This window comes from Pseudomonas siliginis, assembly GCF_024072275.1.
GTDB classification, from domain to species: Bacteria; Pseudomonadota; Gammaproteobacteria; order Pseudomonadales; family Pseudomonadaceae; genus Aquipseudomonas; species Aquipseudomonas siliginis.
The window spans coordinates 2,238,400-2,259,077 of the sequence record NZ_CP099598.1 but is presented as its reverse complement, the minus strand read 5'-3'; the positions used below and the strand labels follow the sequence as shown (position 1 = coordinate 2,259,077).

19 protein-coding genes are annotated in these 20,678 nt (G+C 61.1%); 9 read left to right on the top strand and 10 right to left on the bottom strand.

From position 1 onward, the window contains the following. The first annotated feature begins 4 nt into the window (after positions 1-4). Genes NF676_RS10570 through NF676_RS10560 form a run of 3 tightly spaced genes read left to right on the top strand, consistent with a single transcriptional unit; the run spans position 5 to position 2,705 of the window. The gene (locus NF676_RS10570) at positions 5-1,192 is read left to right on the top strand and encodes a GNAT family N-acetyltransferase (RefSeq protein WP_252887666.1); all 1,188 of its coding nucleotides are present in this window, start codon (positions 5-7) and stop codon (positions 1,190-1,192) included. Next, the gene (locus tag NF676_RS10565) at positions 1,164-1,955 is read left to right on the top strand and encodes a carbohydrate deacetylase (protein WP_041478588.1); all 792 of its coding nucleotides are present in this window, start codon (positions 1,164-1,166) and stop codon (positions 1,953-1,955) included. The genes NF676_RS10570 and NF676_RS10565 overlap by 29 nt, the downstream gene beginning before the upstream one ends. Positions 1,956-2,012: 57 nt before the next feature. Beyond that, positions 2,013-2,705 carry a GNAT family N-acetyltransferase gene (locus NF676_RS10560; RefSeq protein ID WP_041478587.1) on the top strand — a complete coding sequence of 231 codons (693 nt, stop codon included), beginning with the start codon at positions 2,013-2,015 and terminating at the stop codon, positions 2,703-2,705. A gap of 126 nt (positions 2,706-2,831) precedes the next feature. On the opposite strand, the gene NF676_RS10555 is transcribed toward NF676_RS10560, so the two are convergent. Beyond that, on the bottom strand, positions 2,832-3,629 hold the full coding sequence (locus NF676_RS10555; protein WP_252887665.1) for a class I SAM-dependent methyltransferase: 798 nt from the start codon (positions 3,627-3,629) through the stop codon (positions 2,832-2,834). A gap of 308 nt (positions 3,630-3,937) precedes the next feature. Between NF676_RS10555 and relB the strand changes: the two genes are divergently transcribed. Continuing rightward, positions 3,938-4,129, top strand: coding sequence for a type II toxin-antitoxin system RelB family antitoxin (relB, locus tag NF676_RS10550; RefSeq protein WP_056786779.1), 192 nt, complete (start codon positions 3,938-3,940; stop codon positions 4,127-4,129). Further along, entirely contained in the window at positions 4,119-4,388 is a 270-nt protein-coding gene (locus tag NF676_RS10545; protein WP_082228561.1) for a type II toxin-antitoxin system RelE/ParE family toxin, read from the top strand. The genes relB and NF676_RS10545 overlap by 11 nt, the downstream gene beginning before the upstream one ends. A 72-nt stretch (positions 4,389-4,460) precedes the next feature. Here NF676_RS10545 and NF676_RS10540 read toward each other — a convergent pair whose 3' ends face one another. Then, the gene (locus tag NF676_RS10540; RefSeq protein ID WP_041478583.1) at positions 4,461-5,360 is read right to left on the bottom strand and encodes a LysR family transcriptional regulator; all 900 of its coding nucleotides are present in this window, start codon (positions 5,358-5,360) and stop codon (positions 4,461-4,463) included. A 160-nt stretch (positions 5,361-5,520) separates the two neighbouring features. Here NF676_RS10540 and NF676_RS10535 point away from each other — a divergent pair, with 160 nt between their 5' ends. Together NF676_RS10535 and NF676_RS10530 are read left to right on the top strand one after the other, a co-directional pair. Beyond that, entirely contained in the window at positions 5,521-6,543 is a 1,023-nt protein-coding gene (locus NF676_RS10535; RefSeq protein ID WP_252887664.1) for an alpha/beta hydrolase, read from the top strand. A 108-nt stretch (positions 6,544-6,651) separates the two neighbouring features. Then, the gene (locus tag NF676_RS10530; RefSeq protein WP_252887663.1) at positions 6,652-8,079 is read left to right on the top strand and encodes a mechanosensitive ion channel family protein; all 1,428 of its coding nucleotides are present in this window, start codon (positions 6,652-6,654) and stop codon (positions 8,077-8,079) included. A 224-nt stretch (positions 8,080-8,303) separates the two neighbouring features. Here the strand turns inward: NF676_RS10530 and ycaC are convergent, their stop codons facing one another. From ycaC to NF676_RS10500, 6 genes are all read right to left on the bottom strand, one after another. Beyond that, positions 8,304-8,927: an isochorismate family cysteine hydrolase YcaC gene (gene ycaC, locus NF676_RS10525; RefSeq protein ID WP_016774080.1), complete on the bottom strand. Its 624-nt coding sequence runs from the start codon at positions 8,925-8,927 to the stop codon at positions 8,304-8,306. Positions 8,928-8,995: 68 nt separating this feature from the next. Continuing rightward, on the bottom strand, positions 8,996-10,834 hold the full coding sequence (locus tag NF676_RS10520; protein ID WP_042609477.1) for an amidohydrolase: 1,839 nt from the start codon (positions 10,832-10,834) through the stop codon (positions 8,996-8,998). A 40-nt stretch (positions 10,835-10,874) separates the two neighbouring features. After that, positions 10,875-11,501: an antibiotic biosynthesis monooxygenase gene (locus NF676_RS10515; protein ID WP_110646470.1), complete on the bottom strand. Its 627-nt coding sequence runs from the start codon at positions 11,499-11,501 to the stop codon at positions 10,875-10,877. After that, a complete protein-coding gene (locus NF676_RS10510; protein WP_024012430.1) occupies positions 11,494-11,907 on the bottom strand; it encodes a DoxX family protein in 414 nt (137 codons plus the stop codon). The genes NF676_RS10515 and NF676_RS10510 overlap by 8 nt, the downstream gene beginning before the upstream one ends. A 636-nt stretch (positions 11,908-12,543) precedes the next feature. After that, on the bottom strand, positions 12,544-13,467 hold the full coding sequence (locus NF676_RS10505; RefSeq protein WP_039762138.1) for a LysR family transcriptional regulator: 924 nt from the start codon (positions 13,465-13,467) through the stop codon (positions 12,544-12,546). 54 nt (positions 13,468-13,521) lie between these two features. Beyond that, positions 13,522-14,505, bottom strand: coding sequence for an MBL fold metallo-hydrolase (locus NF676_RS10500; RefSeq protein ID WP_056784490.1), 984 nt, complete (start codon positions 14,503-14,505; stop codon positions 13,522-13,524). A 236-nt stretch (positions 14,506-14,741) separates the two neighbouring features. On the opposite strand from NF676_RS10500, the gene NF676_RS10495 reads away from it, so the two are divergent. Together NF676_RS10495 and NF676_RS10490 are read left to right on the top strand one after the other, a co-directional pair. Further along, positions 14,742-15,173 (top strand): helix-turn-helix domain-containing protein, encoded by a 432-nt coding sequence (locus tag NF676_RS10495; protein ID WP_041478577.1) that lies wholly within the window; start codon positions 14,742-14,744, stop codon positions 15,171-15,173. 134 nt (positions 15,174-15,307) lie between these two features. After that, positions 15,308-18,157, top strand: a complete 2,850-nt coding sequence (locus NF676_RS10490) for an ATP-binding protein (protein WP_252887662.1) — start codon at positions 15,308-15,310, stop codon at positions 18,155-18,157. On the opposite strand, the gene NF676_RS10485 is transcribed toward NF676_RS10490, so the two are convergent. Together NF676_RS10485 and NF676_RS10480 are read right to left on the bottom strand one after the other, a co-directional pair. Further along, entirely contained in the window at positions 18,122-19,594 is a 1,473-nt protein-coding gene (locus NF676_RS10485) for an ATP-binding protein (RefSeq protein WP_252887661.1), read from the bottom strand. The genes NF676_RS10490 and NF676_RS10485 overlap by 36 nt on opposite strands. Before the next feature lie 90 nt (positions 19,595-19,684). Beyond that, positions 19,685-20,635, bottom strand: a complete 951-nt coding sequence (locus NF676_RS10480; RefSeq protein WP_252887660.1) for a GlxA family transcriptional regulator — start codon at positions 20,633-20,635, stop codon at positions 19,685-19,687. Positions 20,636-20,678 lie beyond the last annotated feature (43 nt).

The following is a 20,678-nucleotide window of genomic DNA, read 5'->3' as shown; positions in this document are numbered from 1 at the left end:
ACCTATGGTGATGCGATTCGAATGGCGCACGTCCCTGTGCGCCGCCGACTTCCCGGCAACCGCGTATGAAACGCTGCGCCTGGGCGTGACCGACCATACGCCGTTCAACAATCTCGGCTGGTTATGTGCGGCGGAACAGGCTCTGGGTGAGGATCAGCGCCTGCACATTCTGCTCGGTTGGGAAGCCGCAGAACTACGCCTGTGCCTGCCGCTGGTAGCCAGCCGCGAGCGCTTCGCCGGCGTGCCGTTTCGGGTCTTGCATCACTTGGGTTATCCACTGGCTGATCGTCTTGCCCTGCTGTCGTTGCTCGGCGGCGAGGACATGCACGAGGCGCTGGTGTTGATTCGCCAGCGCCTGCCCCATGCGCTGCTGCAACTCAATGAATTGTCGGAGCCTGCGGGTGAAGAAAGTGCCGTCACCGCATGGATGGCGCGCAGTTCCACGGCCGAGCGACGCCTGAGCTGCCGGGTGCCAGTGCATCTGATCAGCGAAGCCGACCATCAGGAAGTCTCCGGCGACCCGCGCTACAAACTGCGCCGGGCACGCAAACGGATTGCCGCGTGCGGTGCGCAGATCCGCCGGATTACCCCGGATGCGCTGAGCATGGCTGCCTTGTTGCAGACCATCAGCGAAGTCGAGGCGGTGAGCTGGAAAGGCGATGAAGGCGTCGGGATTTTCGCCACACCGCGCAGTCGCCAATGGATCGAACGCGCCTTCACCGCCCTCGCTGGCCAAGGCCTGGTACGCGTGGTGATGCTCGAGCTGAACGGCCGCTGCATCAGCTATCGCCTCGGCCTGCTCGAACAGGGCCGGCTCTACGATTACAACCTCGCCTTCCTGCCGCAGTACGCCGACCTGGGCAGTGGCCGGGTGTTGCTGGAGGAATGGATTCGCTGGGGCCTGGACGAGCACTGGCGCTGGATTGATGCCTCGCGGGTCAGCCTGGAAAACTCCAGCCATCAACTGCACGAACGCATGACCGGGCAATTGGAACACTGGCGCTGGAGTTTCTATTCGTGGCGCCCAAGTGGGCTGGCATTGGGTCTGGCGCTGCGCATCTGGTATCGCTGCAAGCCCGCCGTGCAGCAGTGGCGCACCAGGCGCGCCAACAAAAAATCTGCAGCACTGGTGCAACCTGTCGCAATCACTCCGGAGGGCGGCCATGCCTCGCCAAGTCATAGTCAACGCTGATGACTTCGGTCTCAGCGCCAACGAAAACGCAGTGATCTTCGCTGCCTTCCAGGCCGGCCTGATCAGCTCGGCCACGGCCATGGCCAACATGCCGGCGTTTGAAGCCGCCTGCACCATGGCCCGCCATCCGACGCTGCAAGGTCGGATCGGTCTGCACTTCAACCTGACCTACGGGCGCCCGCTGAGCCAGGCGATCCTGGGGCGGCGGACCTTTTGCGATGGCAACGGCGTGTTCGACCTCAACCTGCCCCGCCACAGCCTGTGGCTGAGTCGCGCAGACCGTGACGCGGTGCGCGCCGAGTTACAGGCGCAGTGGCAACGCTGCGTCGATCACGGCATGCGCCCGAGCCATATCGACTCGCACCAGCACGTACACAACATCTGGCCGATCGGCGAAGTCGTCGCGAAGTTTGCCGCCGAGCAAGGCGTACCGATTCGGCTGGCGCGCAACCTCGGGCACAACCTCACGTTGCCCAAGCGCCTATTCAAGGGTTTGCTCAATGGCCGTTTGCAGAGTCTGGCGCGGGTCACCGCCGATTACGTCTGCACCCCGGTGGACCTGCGCAATGCCAGCGTCCCCAGCGACGGCGTGCTGGAAATCGTCGCCCACCCGACCCGCCTCGGCGTCGATTTCGGTGATGCCTATCTCGACTCCGGCGAGTCTTTGAGCGAGGTAATCGAACAGGGTTTGAGAGGCGTCGCGCGAGTCTCGTATGCCGACCTCAATCGAGAGGAAACGCAGGGCGCTACGGCGCTCGAATGAATCACCGCTGTAACGACACTCACCACAACATCCGGGCAAAGACCCTGGAGGGGCATCATGAGCATCATCACCAAAGTGCAAGATCGCATCAGACAGAAAGGCCTGGGCCGCACCGTCGGCACGTTGTGGAAACGCTACGTGTTCTTCCACTGGGAACTGCTGTGGATGGAGCGCGACCTGGTCAGCCCGGTGCCGCCACACAAACTGCGCCCGTATGAAGGCCTGCGCAAAGTCGACATCACCCCGGAGAACGCCGTGGCGTTCAGCAAACACTTCGGCGACCGTGTCGGCACCATGGCCGAACTGGCTGCCGAGGGCCACACCGGGCACATGTACCTGGACGCCGATGGCCACGCCGTGGGCTTTATCTGGGGCAGCATTCGCGACTACCACGACCGCCACTATTACGGCTGCACCTTCCCGGTCAAACCCGGCGAGTTCTTCGAATTCGGCGGCGAAATGATCCGCGCCTACTTCGGCAGCAGCCTGTCGGTGGACGTGCAGGTCGCGCTGTGGCAAGCGATGGCGGCGCAGGGTTGCACCAAGGTGGTCGACGTCTGTGAAACCCACAACATCCCGGCGCTTAAACTGCATATCCGCATGGGTTATCAGGAACAAGGTCGGGTGACCCACGTTTACTGCCTGTTCGGCCGCTGGAAATTCTTCCGCGAAACCCGCTATGAAGGCTCACGCCTGGATCCGCTGCGCAAACCGGGCCGGCCGGTGGTAAGTGCCGCGGCGCAGGCTTGATCCGGCCTTGTGAAATGTGGCGGTCGCAAGGCCGCCATCGCGAGCAGGCTCGCTGCCACACTGGAATGCGTTTCCCTGTGGGAGCGAGCCTGCTCGCGAAGAGGCCAGCCGTCGCAAAAAAAGTTCTCAGGCCTTGCTCGCCACCAGGCTAAAGCACATCGGCAGCTGCGCCTGCTGGTTCAGGTAGCAGTCATACACCTCTTCCCGGTTCGAATGCGCATATTCCTTAAAATCCACAATGCTCAGCCCCGCTCCAATGGCGCCGCTGAAGATCGCGCCCAGCGTATGCACGAACCAGTACGACTTTGCCGCCGGCTGCTCGACTTTACCTACGTAAACGATCGGCTCTTGCTGCACAAACGGCTCGGCACGGAAGTACGAGCTGGCGAGGCGGTAGGGATCTTCAGCCCGTGGATCAACCATTTCCAGAAACGGATGGGTTTCGTAGATCACCAGCTTGCCGCCCGGCTTCAGCACCTGCGCGACATGACGGAAGAATTCGCCGATGTCAGGCATCCAGTTGAGTACGCCAATGGTAATCAGGGCAACGTCAAAGCGATCATGCAGTGACGCGGGGAGACGGTGGATATCGCTTTCGATGAACTCAGCATCGTGCGGCGAGCGGGTGTTCAGCTCGCGGGCCTGCTCAAGAAACGCTGCGGATTGATCGACGCCGACGACACTGCGCGCACCCAGCGCAAACAGCGACAGGCTCTCCCGACCGTTATTGCAGCCCAGTTGAATCACGTCTTTGCCGTCGACGTCCAGCAAGCCACGCAAGGTGTCATCGAGGCAGCAAAACTCCCCCTGCGCGACATCGCTGAGCAATGCCTGCCAGTCCGGTGAATCCTGATGATGGCGAGCGGAATCGTTCCACGCCTGTCGATTGCTTTCGATGGCGGTTTTGGGGTTGGGCACTTCCATGGCGATACTCCGGGTGAGGCTCGTGATTGAGCGGCGTGAGTGTAGAACAGACGCGGGGTGGCGGTTGTTCCAATGTTGTAATCACACTGCGCAGTCCTCTTCAGCGAGTCCTACAGAAAAAGGAAGGAACTCGAGAAACCCCAACCGTTTTCCTACATCTTCCGTCGGTTGGCCGTCGGAAGCGCTCAGTCTAGGATTTGTCGAACTACAAGTACTCATGGAGCTCGACCAAGATGCAGTTCATCCAGACAACGACGACAGCAATCCCTGTACCGAATAGACTGCCAGGCATTGATCCCGGAGGCACTATGGACGGCAAAATCTTTCCCGACGATTCAGGGTTTAAAAACAACGAGCAGGCTGCCAGTCATGATCGCTGGTTGCGAGCCAAGGTGCAGGCGTCCAGAGATGATCCCCATCCGAGTCTCCCCCATGAGGACGTGATGGCGGACATGCATGCCTTGATCGAATCCATGCGAAAAAAGGTCGATGCAGATTGAGTGGCGTCCCGAAGCCAAGGCCGATCTTTCGAACATCCTCAGATACATTGGCGAGAGAAACTTTGCAGCCGCAGTGAGTCTCTCGAAATCCATCGAAGAATCCACAACCTCACTCTCCGTTCATCCCCATCTCTACCGTAAAGGTCGATCTCCCGGCACCCGGGAAATCGTTGTACATCCTAACTACGTAGTGATTTATGAGGTGACGGATCGAATCGAGATACTTAGCGTTTTGCATACCCGACAGGAATATCCATAAAGACATCGCAGGAAAAAACGGTAGGACGTTCGCCCGATCGATAACACGCCGTTTGCCCAGCAGGCCCCACTATCAAAGATTCACATGACTCTGGTTAAGCCGCTCACGCAAAAACTCCACCAGCGCCTGTACCGGCCGCGAAGCCTGGCGATGCTGCGGATAAACCGCCGACAGGGTCAACGGCTCCGGGCGCAAATCATCCAGCACTGGCACCAGCCGCCCGTCCTTCAGCGCCGCGCCGACGATAAAGGTCGGCAGATAGGTAATGCCCATCCCCTGCACCGCGGCGTCTCGCAGCAGTTCGCCGTTGTTGACGCGCATGCGGCCGGCGACGTTGATCAGCAGCGGTTTGCCCGGCGCTTCGTTGAAACGCCATTGCACCGAGCGCCCGTGGCCGTAAGGCAGGCAGTCGTGGCTGTGCAGGTCTTCGGGTTTGAGTGGTGTGCCGCGTTCGGCGAGGTAGGCCGGGCTGGCGCAGTAGACCCGTTCGATGCTGGCGATACGTCGGGCGATCAATGTCGAGTCCTCCAGCACGCCGATGCGCAGGGCCAGGTCGTAGCCTTCGCCGAGCAGATCGACCGGGCGATCGCTCAGATCCACTTCGACGGTGACTTCGCGATAACGCTGCAGGAATAGCGGTAGCAGACAACCCAGATGCGCCACGGCAAACGACAACGGCGCGCTGAGGCGAATCGTGCCGCGCGGCTCGGCGGTTTCGCCGGCGATGCCCTGCTCGACCTGCTCTACCTCGCCGAGCAAACGCAACGCCGATTCGTAATAGCTCTGCCCCAGGGGGGTGACGTCGAGGCGGCGGGTCGAGCGATTCAACAAGCGCACACCGAGGCGCTCTTCCAGTTGCATCAAACGGCGGCTGACGAATTGCTTGGACAGCCCCAACTGATCGGCCGCAGCGGTGAAGCTGCCGGAGTCCATGACCTGGCAAAAAATACGCATGTCTTCGAACGGGTTCATTGTCACTCTCTGGTGGACAGTTAAACGCTTTATAGCCGCTTTTTCGCTTTTCAGCAGCCCATTAATCTGTGCTCACGGTGTTGCTGAGGCCGCAAACCCAGTGCCACAGCAGCCCGCAACTCAGGCAAAAAAATCAAAATCATTCAAAAGGATTTCCACCATGAACATCGTCAAGAAAACCCTCGCCGCGTCGCTCCTCGCCCTCTCCGTCAGCAGCGCTTTCGCCGCTGGCAGCCCTGGCGTCGAACACAATACCCAAGCATTCCTCGATGCCCTCGCCGCTGGCGGTGGTCGTCCGCTGGAGCAACTGAGCCCGAAAGACGCCCGTGCGGTGCTGACCGGTGCGCAGGCTTCGGTGAAGGTTGATCTGTCCGGTGTGGAAGTCAGCGACAAGGCGATCAAGGTCGATGGCCAGACCCTCAACCTGAAAGTGGTGCGCCCGGCCAAGGTCAAAGGCGAGTTGCCGGTGTTCATGTTCTTCCACGGTGGCGGCTGGGTGCTAGGTGACTTCCCGACGCACCAGCGCCTGATCCGTGATCTGGTGGTCGGCTCTGGCGCTGTTGCGGTGTATGTCGATTACACGCCATCGCCGGAAGCGCAGTACCCGACCGCGATCAATCAGGCGTACGCCGCGACGAAATGGGTGGCCGAGCACGGCAAGGACATCGGTGTCGATGGCAAACGTCTGGCGGTGGCCGGCAACAGCGTCGGCGGCAACATGGCGGCGGTCGTGGCGTTGATGGCCAAGGAGCAGAAAGCCCCTGCCCTGCGCTTCCAGCTGTTGATGTGGCCGGTGACCAATGCGCAATTCGACGACGGTTCTTACCAGCAATTTGCCGAGGGCCATTTCCTCACCAAGGGCATGATGCAGTGGTTCTGGGACAACTACACCACCAACCCGGCCGAGCGTGCGCAGATCCATGCCTCGCCGCTCAAAGCCAGCGCCGAACAGCTCAAGGGCCTGCCCGCTGCGCTGGTGCAGACCGCCGAGTTCGACGTGCTGCGTGACGAAGGCGAAGGCTATGCGCGGCATCTGGATGCAGCCGGCGTGCCGGTGACTTCGGTGCGCTACAACGGCATGATTCATGACTTCGGCCTGCTCAATCCGCTGAGCCAGATTCCGGAAGTCAAAGCGGCGGTGCGTCAGGCGGCGGCCGAGCTGAAGACTCATCTGAATCCATAAAAGCAAAAGATCGCAGCCTGCGGCAGCGCCTACCCTGGAATACGATTCCCTGTAGGAGCCGCCGCAGGCTGCGATCTTTTTTCTCACCAGCGTCGCGGAGTACCGGTCATGACCCTTTTCTACGCCCACCTGCTGTCCTGGAGCGCTGTGCTGTTGCTGCTCGACGCCGCGCTCTGGCATTTCTCGCCCTTCAGCCATCGCGCGCCGCGAGTCGGCGTGCGTCTGGCACTGTTTCTGGCGTTCAGCGCGCTGGTGATCAATGCCGGTGTCAGCCCCTTGCAGGCGCCGCTGTTCGCCGATGATCGTGTGGCGCAGCTGGGTGCGACGGCGCTGGGGATTCTCTGGTGGTTGTACGCAGCACGGGTGCTGACCGAAGTGATCGGCCTGGCGCTGATGCGCCGCATCGGTCACAGCGGGCGCTTGCTGCAGGATGTCATCGGTGCGCTGGTGTTTCTGGTAGCGATTGTCGCGGCGGCCGGTTACGTGCTGGAACTGCCGGTCAAAGGTCTGCTGGCCACTTCCGGGGTGGTCGCCATCGTGGTCGGTCTGGCGCTGCAAAGCACCCTCGCCGATGTGTTTTCCGGCATCGTCCTCAACACCACCAAGCCGTATCAGGTGGACGATCTGGTGATGATCGACGGCGTCGAAGGCAAGGTCTTCGATATCGACTGGCGCGCCACGCACCTGCTGACCAGCGCCGGCACCATGGCCGTAGTACCGAACTCGGTGGCGGCCAAGGCGAAAATCGTCAATCTCAGCCGGCCGAGCAACATGCACGGCGTCTCGATCAGTATCAAAGTGCCGAACCACATTCGCCCGCGTCGGGTATTGGATGCCCTTGATCGCACTCTGCAGGGCAGCAGTTCTCTGTTGCTCAGCCCGGCGCCGAAAGCCGTACTCAAAGAAGCCGGCGAAACCATGTCGGAATACGTTGCCAGCGGTTTCATCGCTGAGCTGGGCAAGAAGAGCGAAGTGCGCAATCAACTGTTCGACCTCGCCCACCGCCATCTCGAAGCGGCAGGTATTTCGCGCCATCCCGACGGCGTGATCGAACCGTCGAGCCGCGCCCGTGCGTTGCTGGACGAGGTGAAGATTTTCCGTTCGCTGACCAGTGAAGAGCGCGATCGCCTCGCTGAATCGATGGTCGCGCAGCAGTACACGGCCGGTCAGGTGGTGCTGGATCTGGACGAGGTGCCGGACAGTCTGTTCGTGATCGCCACGGGCGTGGTCAGCGCGACGGTGCCGGACGGCAATGGCCAGACCGAGGCCGGGCGCATGGGGCCGAGCGAAGTCATGGGCGAACAGAGCATTCTTGCCGATACACCGTCGCAGGCGACGTTCACAGCACTGACGTCGAGCATCATTTATCGTCTCGACAAACAGTTGACCCGTGAGTGCATGGACAAGCGCAGCGAAGTCGGCCGGGCCTTGAACAAGTTGCAGGCGGTGCGTCAGCAGAACAGTCGCCTCGCGTTGATGGCCAAACCGGTGGCGGTGAAAAAAGGTGGTTTTTTGGGGTGGTTGCAAAAACGCTGATCTGAAACTTTGAAGATCAAAAGCTCACCCCCTCATCGGAACGCCGCCCGCCCAGCCCTCTCCCCCTAAGGGGGCGAGGGGGGAAAGGGAGCCGATCTCCATGCGTTTCAAGAGCGGAGCTCGGCTCGGTATTGCAGGTCGATGCAACTCTAGCAAACAACGCGGTCAGTCCCCTCTCCCTCCGGGAGAGGGCTAGGGTGAGGGGCTTTTGACTTTCGACCAGATTACTTGGCAGTGAACTTGGTATAGCTGTTGATCAGGTTGCGATAGTTAGGCAGACGCTCGGACAGCAGATGCGCCAGGCCTTCCATGTCGTTGCGCCAGTCGCCTTGCAGCTCGCAAGCCACAGCGAACCAGTTCATCAGGTGTGCACCGGCGGCCGACATCCGCGCCCACGCCGCTTGTTGCACGGTGGTGTTGAAGGTACCCGACGAGTCGGTGACGACGAACACTTCGAAGCCTTCAGCAATCGCCGACAGGGTCGGGAAAGCTACGCAAACGTCGGTCACTACACCGGCGATGATCAGTTGCTTGCGGCCGGTGGCCTTGATCGCTTTGACGAAGTCTTCGTTGTCCCAGGCGTTGATCTGGCCTGGACGCTGAATGAACGGCGCGTCGGGGAATTGCTCAAGCAGCTCGGGCACGATCGGGCCGTTGGGACCCGCGTCGAAGCTGGTGGTCAGAATGGTCGGCAGCTTGAAGAACTTGGCGATGTCGCCCAGTGCCAGCACGTTGTTCTTGAACTCGTTCGGCGAGAAATCCTGCACCAGCGAGATCAGACCGGTCTGGTGATCGACCAGCAGGACGACGGCATCATCTTTGTTCAGACGCTTGTAAGGAACGCTCATGGCAAAACTCCTGGATGGATGGTTGTTGCGGGAAGCGCCGGCCCTGATGACCGGCGCTTTTTTCAAACTCAGAACGCGAAGCAGGAACAGCCGAACGCGCCCCAGAAACCGGCGAAATCGCTGACCGGCGCATTCGACATCCGCGCTTTTTCATGGCTGTGGGTGTGCACGGCGCACGGCCCGCTGCACTGGTGAACCTGCGCCTGCAGTGGCGAGTTCGGGCGCCAGTGGCCCGGGACTTTGACTACCGGCGACCAGTCCGGCAGCACCGGAATCGAACGCGGGCCGAGGTCTTCGAAGTCGCCGGCGGCGTAGACAATCTTGCCGCCGACCACGGTCATCACCGACTCGATCCACTTGATCGCTTCCTCTTCAACGCTGAAGAAGTCCGCGCTCAGTGCCGCCAGGTCTGCCAGTTGGCCGACGCGGATCTGGCCCTTCTTGCCCTGCTCCGAGGAGAACCAGGCGCTGCCATGGGTGAACAGCTCCAGTGCAGTGCTGCGTGGCAAACCTTCTTCGTAAAGCGCCAGACCGCCAACGGTACGGCCGCTGACCATCCAGTACAGCGAGGTCCACGGGTTGTAACTGGACACTCGGGTGGCGTCGGTGCCAGCGCCAACCGGTACGCCCTCGGCGAGCATGCGCTTGATCGGCGGCGTGGCTTCGGCCGCTTGCTTGCCGTAGCGATCGACAAAGTATTCGCCCTGGAACGCCATGCGATCCTGAATCGCAATGCCGCCGCCTAGCGCCTTCACGCGCTCGATGTTTTGCGGGGTGATGGTTTCAGCGTGGTCGAAGAACCACGGCAGACCGTTGAACGGAATGTCGCGGTTGACCTTCTCGAACACATCGAGCATACGGCTGATCGATTCGTTGTACGTGGCGTGCAGACGGAACGGCCAGCGCTGCTCAACGAGGTGGCGTACCACCGGCTCCAGCTCCTGTTCCATGGTCTGCGGCAGGTCTGGACGCGGCTCGAGGAAATCCTCGAAGTCGGCGGCGGAGAACACCAGCATTTCGCCAGCACCGTTGTGGCGCAGGTAGTCGTCGCCCTGATGTAACTTGACGCTGCCGGTCCAGTTCTGGAAATCGGTCAGCTCTTCTTTCGGCTTCTGGGTGAACAGGTTGTAGGCGATGCGCACGGTCAACTGGTCGTCTTTGGCCAGTTGCTCGATCACTTGGTAATCGTCCGGGTAATTCTGGAAACCACCCCCGGCGTCGATTGCACTGGTCAGGCCCAGGCGATTGAGCTCGCGCATGAACTGACGGGTCGAGTTGACCTGATATTCCAGCGGCAGCTTCGGTCCCTTGGCCAGTGTCGAGTAGAGGATCATCGCGTTCGGCCGCGCGACCAGCATGCCGGTCGGGTTGCCGTTGCTGTCGCGGACTATTTCGCCACCCGGCGGGTTTGGCGTGTCGCGGGTGTAGCCGGCCACACGCAGGGCAGCGCGGTTGAGCAGCGCACGGTCGTAGAGGTGCAGGATGAACACCGGAGTATCCGGCGCGGCCTGGTTGATTTCTTCAAGGGTCGGCATGCGTTTTTCGGCGAACTGGAACTCGTTCCAGCCACCGACCACACGCACCCACTGCGGGGTGGGCGTGCGATCGGCCTGATCCTTGAGCATGCGCAGCGCGTCGGCGAGCGATGGCACGCCTTCCCAGCGCAGTTCGAGGTTGTAGTTCAGACCGCCGCGAATCAGGTGCAAGTGCGAGTCGTTGAGGCCAGGGATGACGCAGCGGCCCTTCATGTCGACCACTTGTGTGGCGCTGCCCTTGAGGGCCATGGCCTCGGCATCGTTACCGACGGCGACGAAACGGCCATCCTTGATCGCCACCGCACTGGCCAGTGGTTTTTCCCGGTCTACGGTATGAAATTGGCCATTGAATAAAATCAGATCGGCGCTCATCGCAGTTCCTCAAGCGAAAGTGAAAAGAAGCAAACCCCGCTCAACGCGGCGAGGTTTCTTGGGAATCGAGGTGTTCGTGGGCCTGACTGGCTTCCAGCCACGGGGTAAACAAACGGGTGACCGGCGGCATCACCACGTAGACCACCGAGAGGACGATGGTCAGGGTGATCAGGAACGTGGCGACCACGTAGTTGGACAGAAGCGGATGCAGCGCCAGCAGCGGGCCCCAGATCAGCGGCACCAGCAGGGTGTGCGGCAGAATCACCAACAGTGTGACGACAGCCTGCTTCCAGCGCGGCGGCGGCGAGCCGGCCTCGGCCAGCGGTGTGAACCAGAATTCATTGACCGGCGCGACTTCGGTCTGATCACCGTCAGCCAGCATCGGTGCGGCTTCAGCCACCAGCGCCTGACGCTCGGAGGATTCCAGCCAGCCCTGCATCGCTTCGGTGGAGCTAAAGCGCAATACGCAAGTGTAGAAATCCAGACGCCCGCGCTTGCCGCGCACCACGTCGACACCCAAATGCCCTTCGCGCTGCCCGGCGACGCGCACGATATTGCGCAGCCATGCTTCATACGCCGATTCGAAACCGGTTTTGACCGAGTGTTTGATGATCAACGTGACGGTCTCATCGGCCCCCGGTGCTTGTGAATTGAGGACTTCAGGCATAACGCAGCACTCCGGGCAAACGAACAGGGATCGCCAGCCGTCCCGGCCCGGCAATCAATACGGTGGTGAAAAGAATCAACAGCAACCAGCCAAACTGCCCTTCAGCCACACTCCATTGCGGATGCACGACCAGCAGCGCCACGAGCAGTACAAAGAGAATAGGCAAACAAGCCAATCGCGCCAGCACACCGGCGACGATCAGCAACGGGCAGAGGACTTCGGCGAAAATCGCCAGGATCAGGGTCAGGTGAGCGCCGAGGTGGAACGGGTCTTCGATCAGTTGCAGCTGCGCGGTGAAGTCCAGCAACTTCGGCAAGCCGTGCACCCACAACAGAAACAACCCGCCGCTGACTCGCAGAAACAGCAACCCGATGTCGCGCGCCTGTTCATCCCTCGTAGCAATCATGACCCGACCCTTTGAATGTCATTGACGGGAATCATGCCAAGGCCGGCGCGGGAGAAATTGGATGGGTGTGCTTAGTTGCTTTTCAGGTCTTTGATGTTCTGCCGCCAGCCACAAAACAATGTGGGAGTGAGCCTGCTTGCGAAGGCGTCAGGTCAGTCACATCCACACTAACTGACACACCGCTTTCGCGAGCAGGCTCGCGCCTACAGGTTTTTGTGGTGACCAACAATGTTCATTCCACCCCGAATCCCTGTGGGAGCTGGCTTGCCAGCGATTGGTCGGCACATCCACCACCTTCTTTGACGGACCCACCGCAATCGCTGGCAAGCCAGCTCCCACAAGTCTATGTGCCGAATCACAAAGCCCGGTCAGCCCCGAATTTCTCTGTGGGAGTGAGCCTGCTCGCGAAGGCGTCAGGCCAGTCACATCCACACTAACTGACCCACCGCTTTCGCGAGCAGGCTCGCTCCCACAGGGATTGGCGGCGTGCATTCAATTTGCAGACCGCCACAAAAACAATGTGGGAGTGAGCCTGCTCGCGATTGCGTCAGGCCAGTCACATCCACACTAACTGACACACCGCTTTCGCGAGCAGGCTCGCTGCCACAGGAGAACTGCTTGTGTAATCGAGGGCGGTTAAAGCGCCGGAATATCCAGCGGCGCCGCCATGAACTGGCTAATGCGCGAGCGCAGCCATTTCTCTGCCGGGTCGTTGTCATGCACCCCGCTCCAGGCCATGGACAATTGCGCGGCATCGATCGGGAATGGCGGATCTTCGGCACGCAGGGCGCAGCCTTCAACCAAGGCACAGGCGGCGTAGTCCGGCACCGTCGCGATCATCTCGGTACCGGCGAGCAAGGCGCGCAAACCGCTGAACTGCGGTACGCCGAGAACGACTCGGCGGCAACGGCCGATCTTGGCCAGATCCAGATCGATATTGCCGCTCAGGTCACCGGAGAACGACACCATTGCATGCGGACGTTCGCAATATTCGTCCAGGGTCAACGGCCCCGGACGGTCGTCGCCGCGCAGCACTTTGCAGGGAATATCACGCAGCTTCTTGCGCTTGGCGTTGGCAGGCAGATCCGTGGTGTAGCTGACGCCCACGGAAATTTCTCCAGAGGCCAACAACGCCGGCATCAACAGATAGTTGGCGCGGCGCACCACCACGACGATCCCCGGCGCCTCCTGCTGAAGCTGGCGCAACAGCGGTGGAAACAGACCGAACTCGGCGTCGTCCGACAGACCGATGCGAAATACGTCGCAACTGCTGGCCGGTTCGAACTCCTTGGCGCGGCTGACTGCGCCGGAAATCACGTCCATTGCCGGTTGCAATTCCTTGAGGATCGCCAGCGCCCGCGCTGTCGGCTCCATGCCGCGACCGTTGCGCAGCAGCAACGGATCGTCGAACAGATCACGCAAGCGCCCCAGGGCAGCACTGACCGCCGGCTGGCCCATGAACAGTTTTTCCGCCACACGGGTCAGATTCTTTTCGAACATCAGCGCTTCGAAAATCACCAGCAGGTTCATGTCGACGCGGCGCAGATCGTTACGGTTCATGGGTGTGGTTTCCTTATCGGTGTCAGACGCTTTTTGCCACAGGCGTTGGGCACTTTACTCGATCAATGGCACTTTCGCCGCGCGTTTGTAGGGGCCGTACTCCACCGGCACCCATTGGAAATGTTTGCCCTCGGCGGTGATGTGGCCGATGCCCGGGAACGGCAGATGCGCTGCCGTCACCCAGGTCTTGCTCGCTGCCGCAGCACTGAACACTGCCTGACGACTGCTGATCGCTTGCTGACTGTTGACGTCGAAACCGATCGACACTTCCGGGTGCAAAAACTGCACCGCCAGGTTATGCACCAGATCGCCCATGAACACGATGCTCTGCTGCTGCGAATTGAAGCGATATGTGGTGCTGCCCGGCGTGTGGCCGGCTTCCAGGGTTGCTTCGACCAGTCCCGGCAGTGGCGACTGCCCGGCGGCAAACGTCTTGAAGCGACCGGCGGCAACATAGGGCGCCGTAGAGTCCCGGGCTATCTTGAAAAACTCTTTTGCGCCCGCCGGGGCCTTGGCCAGCGCTGCCGGATCGAGCCAGTAGTCGGCCTCGGCTTTGGCTGCAAACACGGTGGCGTTGGCGAACACCGGTTTCTTTTCGGCGTCGACCAGACCGCAGACGTGATCGAGGTGCAGGTGCGTCAGCAGAATCGTGTCGACCTGTTCAGGCTTGTAACCGGCGGCCTGCATGTTGGCCGAGAGTTGGCCTGCGGTGGCGCCGATGCACTGCCCTGCGCCCGTGTCGACCAAAATCAGTTGTTTGCCAGTGTTGACCAGAAAGGCATTGAACGCCGTCTGCACGCCAGGGGTTTCAATCGAACGGCGCGCAAGCAGCGCGCGAATCTGACTCTGGCTCATGCCCTGCAACAACTTCGGCGACAAATCGTTGTAACCGTCGAACAACGCGGTGACTTCGTAATCGCCGACAGCCAGCCGGAAATAACCCGGCGCCTGAGTGCCAACCTGCGGTGCCTGCGCCATGGCGCCGGACATTGCCAGCACGACCGCCAGCGTCGTTGCCGCTTTCACCAAGCTTTTCATTGCATTCCCCTTTGAACCTGGCCAACGGCGGCCGTGCTTTGTCGACATCGTCGCGCAAAGCGCCGGGCGCTGACTTGCAAGGATGTGCTGAGTTCCAGCCTGAGCGAGGAAATTAACAACGATTAACTCGTCAGTCTCAAGGCATCGCCCAACAATGAAGCCCTCTGCGCAGCGTTGCTTTTTTGACCTGAGGGAATGCGCCGACCGTGCCTTCCCCACCGACACGGACCTTGGCCATGGCTTATCTACAGCAATCCGTCGCCCTCGCCCCTGCCAGCGAACCGCGTAAAAACACGACTGGCGGACTCAGTCCGCAGCGCGAACGCCAGATCAAACAGTTGATCCTGGATCGCTTGGGCGAAAGCCTCGAAGTGGCTGAACTGGCCCGGGCATGTGCACTGTCACGCAGTCATTTCTCCCGCGCATTCAAGTGCAGCACCGGCCTGTCGCCACAGGACTGGATCCGCGCCCAGCGCCTGGCCCGGGCCAAGTTGCTGATCCAGCACACCGACTTGAGCCTGACGCAAATCAGCCTCGAATGCGGCTTCTGCGATCAGGCGCACTTCTGCCACATGTTCACCCGCAGCGAGGGCATCAATCCCTTCGCCTGGCGCTGTCGAGTCATGGATAAACCGAAAAACACCGCAGCGCAGCCTGCGGTGTTTTGACTGCTGCCGTTACGCCACCCGTTGCACTGATGCTCAAACCTGAGGATTATGCCCGGACACCCCGGATCAGACGGCCTGCGCTTGCGCCAGGGACTGATTCGCCCTGTCCGCCGCATCACCGCAGGAGCGCGCTGTTGAGTTTTTCCCCGAATCAGGCCATTGCGTTTGGCCCCTATCGGATTCATCCCGGGCAACGATTGCTACTTGAAGGCCAACAGCCTTTGCGCCTGGGACGGCGGGCGATGGACATCCTCCTGATTTTGCTGGCCCATGCCGGTGAAGTGGTGAGCAAACAGCAATTGATGGCCGGGGTCTGGCCAGACAGCGTCGTTGAAGACATCAACCTGCGCGTGCACATGGCGGCGCTGCGCAAAGCACTTGGCGACGGGCAGAACGGCCAGCGCTACATTGTCACCGTGGCGCAGCGCGGCTACAGCTTTGTCGCACCGTTCGTGCTCGACAGCATCGAAGCAACGCCTGCGGTCGCCGCGCCCCGGCACAACCTGCCGCTGCGTCGTACGCGGATGATTGGTCGCCAACCCCTGATCGATCACTTGATTACGCAACTGCCGCGCCGACGCTGCATCACTCTGGTCGGCCCCGGCGGCATTGGCAAGACCACCGTCGCCCTGCGCGTCGCCGAACAATTGCTCGACCAGTATCGCGACGGCATCCGCCTGGTGGATCTGGCGCCCATCGCCGATCCCGCGCTGATCGGCTCGCATCTGGCGACGCTGCTTGATCTGTCCGCAGCTGAAGGCGATGCGCAGGCTGGTCTGGTCGACGGCCTGCGAGAACAGCAAATGTTGTTGGTGATCGACAACTGCGAGCACTTGATTGATGCGGTCGCCGCGCTCAGCGAGCAGATTCTGCGGGGGGCACCAAAGGTGCATATCCTGGCGACCAGCCGCGAGAGCCTGCGCGCTGAGGGTGAGTTCGTGCAGCGTCTGGAATCGCTCGAATGCCCGTCCATGTCGACCCCGATGGAGCCGGCCCAGGCACTGGGCTTTGCTGCGATGCAGTTGTTTGTCGAGCGCGCCACCGCAGCCAGGGAAAACTTCCGACTGAGCCACGCCGAGCTGCCGCAAGCGATCGAAATCTGCCAGCGCCTGGACGGCATTCCGCTGGCACTGGAACTGGCCGCCGCGCAGGTCAGCGAATTGGGCATGGACGGATTGCTCAAGCAATTGCGCGAGGGTTTGCCGCCATTGTCGGCCGGACACCACAGCAGCGCCGAACGCCACCTGACCCTGCGCGCGACGATGGACTGGAGTTTCAACCTGCTCAACGTCTGCGAGCAAACCTGTCTGCGGCGACTGGGGATTTTCCGCGGCAGCTTCACCCTCGCCTCGGCGGCAGCGGTGATCATCGGCCAACAGATTGATCCCGGCGCGGTGTTCACCGCAGTCACGCAATTGGTGGCCAAATCCCTGCTGAGCGTCGAAGTGGGCGACGAAGATGTTTTCTATCGCTTGCTCGACACTACCCGCCACTACGCACTGGAAAAACTCGAGCAGGCCGACGAGCTCAGCGCAACCCGCCAACGCCACGCCGAGCGCTGCCTGACACTGATGCAGCAGGCGCAGGCGGATTGGGACAATACTCCGACTGTATTGTGGATGGAGCGCTATGCCCGGGGCCTGGAGGATTTGCGCGCGGCGCTGGACTGGAGCCTCAACGGCCCGGGACCGGATGAGCTGGGGGTGCAACTGGCAGCCGCGTCGGCGCCTTTGTGGCAGGAGCTGTCGTTGCTGCGCGATTACAGCCGCTATGTACGCCGGGCACTGAGTCTGCTGGAGGCTTCGCCAGCAGACTCGCTGCTACCGCCCTGCCCTCGCCTGCAAATCGCCTTGAAACTGGCGCTCGGTAGCACCAGCTATCACACCTGGGGCGGCACGCCACAAACTATTCAGGCCTTCGTCGACGCCTGCCAATTGGCCGAGGAACACGGCGATCTGGCCGGGCAACTGCGTGCGATATCGGGGCACATGGCGGTCAATCTGAGTTGCGGGCATTACCGCATGGCTTTGGCCCAGAGTGAGCAATTCGACCGCATCGGCCTGCACGGCGAACCGCTGCTGTCACTGAGCACACATCGCTTGCGCGTGCTGGCCCTGCATTATGCCGGCGACCAGCCGCAGGCACGCGTACATGCCGAGCAGGTGCTGCAACGCATGGCCCACAGCGGCCATCTCAATCGTTTCACCCATGGTTTTGGCGTGCAATACGACCAGAGCGTCGCTTCGCTGACAGTACTGGCCCGAGTGCTGTGGTTGCAGGGTCTGCCCGAGCAAGCCTGGCGCGCCGCACGGCAGGCGCTGGACATCGCCGTGCAGATCAATCACGGCACATCGATCTGTTACACCCTGGCGCTGGCCAGTTGTCTGATCGCTCATTACAACGGCGACCATGTAAACGCCCGCGCGCTGCTGCAGTTGCTGCTGGAACAATCGCAGAAGCACTCGGTGCTGCTGTTCAATAACTGGGGCCGGCAGTATGCGCAGGTGATCGATCCGGATAATGCCATGCCCGTACCAGCACAGAGCAGCGGTCTGATTCGGGAAGTGATGGTTACGCTGGATGAGCGTTTTGTCGATGATGCACTGGTGGAGCGCGCGCGCAATGGCGATGCGGGATGGAGTGCAGCGGAGATATTGCGGGCGCGGGCGGCGGCATTGTTGAAGGGTTCATCCTGTGGGAGCGAGCCTGCTCGCGAATCGGCCCGCTCAGACACCGCTGAAACCCGAGAAGCCGAACAAACCCTGCAACAAACTCTGGCCATCGCCAGAAGCCAGGGCGCCCTCGCTTGGGAACTGCGCAGCGCCACGGACCTCGCCCGATTATGGCAGCGCCAGTCCCGCCATCGCGAAGCATGGGATTTGCTCAGCCCCATTTACCAGCGCTTCACCGAAGGCTACGCCACACCGGACTTGCGCAAGGTCCGCCTGCTACTCGACAGCCTCCACGAGCAGTGCCCGGCCTGAAGCGTTGCGCGTTCTGCTGAGATAGCGCGCATGGCGCTGTTTCAGTTCGAACTTGTCGTCACTGCGCTCGAACTGATCACGAGCATAGCGGCGCACGGTGTTGAGCATCCAATAGCGGGCCGTCGCACGGTTGGGTTCTCGAACAAGCAACGATTTGCGCGCCAACCCTTCGATTATCGCGGACAGTCTGGAACCCGCCAGATCCGCGCTGCTGATCACACTCAGTGCGGCCTCCAGGGTAAAGCCCGCGCTGAATACCGACAGACGCAGCAGCACACGCTGTTCCATCTCCGTCAGGTACTGGAAGCTCCAATCGATCGCAGCGGCCATCGACTGATGGCGCGGTTCCGCGGTGCGCCGGCCTTGGCCAAGCAACTGCAGGCCGTTTTCAACCTGTGCCTGCAAGCCGATCAAGCCCAGCGCGTCGATCTGCGCAGCGGCGAGCTCGATCGCCAGCGGCAGACCGTCCAGTTGACGGCAGATCTCGCGCACACCTGGCAAATCCTGCTCACGCAAACAGAAGCCATGCTGCCGTGCCCGCGCGCGATTGACGAACAACTGCACCGCCGGATAGCCCATGGCTTCTTCGACGGTGTTCAATGTCGAGCGCTTGGGAATCGCCAACAGCGGCACGTAATGAACGGTCTCCTGCGCGACTTGCAAGGCTTCGCGGCCGGTGACCAGAATCGACAGGCGAGGCGCAGCATGCAACAGCGTTTCCACCAGTGCCGCACAGCTGTCGCGCTGGTGGTCGCAGTTATCCAGGATCAACAAGGCGTGCCGGCCGGTCAGTGCGAAAAAGTCTGTCTTCAGGGTGTGCAACAGGCGCTCGAGCAATGGAATGTCATCTTCGAGGCTGGCAAGGTCGACCCACCAGGCGCCATCGCGAAAGTATTGCAGGAGCAATTCCGCCACGCGCAATGCCACTGTGGTCTTGCCAACACCCGGCGCACCGGTAATCGTCATCAAGCGGCATACCGGCATTTGTCGAACCAGACCACCAATCAGGGCGTCGCGCCCACTGACTGGCGTCAGTCGTGCCGGAAGATTGTGCAGAGGGATGAGCGCGGCAGCGGGCATGGTCAGCGCATCACTGGTGCCCTGCTCCACCGGGGCGACAAAACTGTAGCCGCAGTGCGCCACGTGAATGATGAAACGCTGCCCGTTTACGCCGTCACCCAGTGCGCGGCGCAACGCCGCAATGTGCACCCGCAGGTTGATCTCTTCGACGACCGAGGTCGGCCATACCCGAGCAATCAACTGCTCTTTGCTGACCACCTCACCCGCGTGTTCGAGCAGCGCCTGAAGGATGTCCATGGCGCGCCCGCCCATGCGCAACGGCTGCTCTCCTTCAAGGACCAGACGTTGGCGCACATGAAAGGCGTAGGGGCCGAAACGCAGCACTGAACCGTGGCTTGTGTCGTTGTGATTATTCATGCCAAACATCTTGGCACTCTCGCGTGACGATACAACCGCCAGAGCCGACGCAGCACGGACATCCGACTGCGTCAGACGGACAGAACCGCTCTAGCTGAACTGTTCGCGGTATTGTAACGGTGTAAGACCGAGCTTTTCGGCGAACAACGAGCGCATGTGCCGGACACTGCCAAAGCCGCTTTTGTAGGCGATGGTCTTGAGCGGCAGATCGCCGGTTTCCAACAGGTTTCGCGCGCAGTCAATGCGGGCATTCTGCAAAAACTCCATCGGCGTCATATTGACGTCACGGGCGAACAGGCGAGCAAAGTGCCGTGCGCTCATGTTCGCCAATCCAGCCATGCGCTCGACGGTGAACGCTTCATCCAGATGTTCAAGGACGTAATTCTGTGCGCGGGTGATGGGCGTTTCTTGCGGTGAGACTGCCGCCATCAACGGGCTGAACTGCGCTTGCCCGCCCTGGCGCTTCATGACCACCAACAAGACCTTGGCGACGTCCTGGGCGATTTTCTTGCCGTGATCTTTGGCCACCACCGCCAGCGCCAGGTCGATGCCGGCCGTAACGCCACCGGAGGTGATGAGATTACGATCCTCGACGTAGATCTGATCGGTGGTCACCGTGGTTTTCGGGAAAGCCTTGATCAGCCGTTCGGTGTAGTTCCAGTGCGTGGTGACGCGATAACCATCAAGGAGGCAAGCGTGGCCGAGGATGAATGCGCCAGTGCAAATCGAACCGTAACGCTCCGCGCGCGGCACGGCTTTTTTCAACCAGCCAAACAGCTCGGGAAATCTCTGGTTATAGGCGCCGGGTCCGCCCGGCACCAATAGCAGGTCATAGCGCTCGGCCGCTTCGTCGATGTGCAAGTCAGCCTGAACCTTCACGCCGTTGGACGCCCTCAGCAAGCCGCGCTCTGTCCCGAGAGTCGTCAATTGATAGTGCAGATCAGGTTTCAGATAACGGTTGGCGACTGAAAACACCTCCAGCGGCCCCGCCATGTCGAGCATCAGAAAGTCAGGGAACAGCACCATTGCCACGGTTTTCATGGGAGGTTTCACACATATTCAAGGGTCAATACGCACGCTTCAG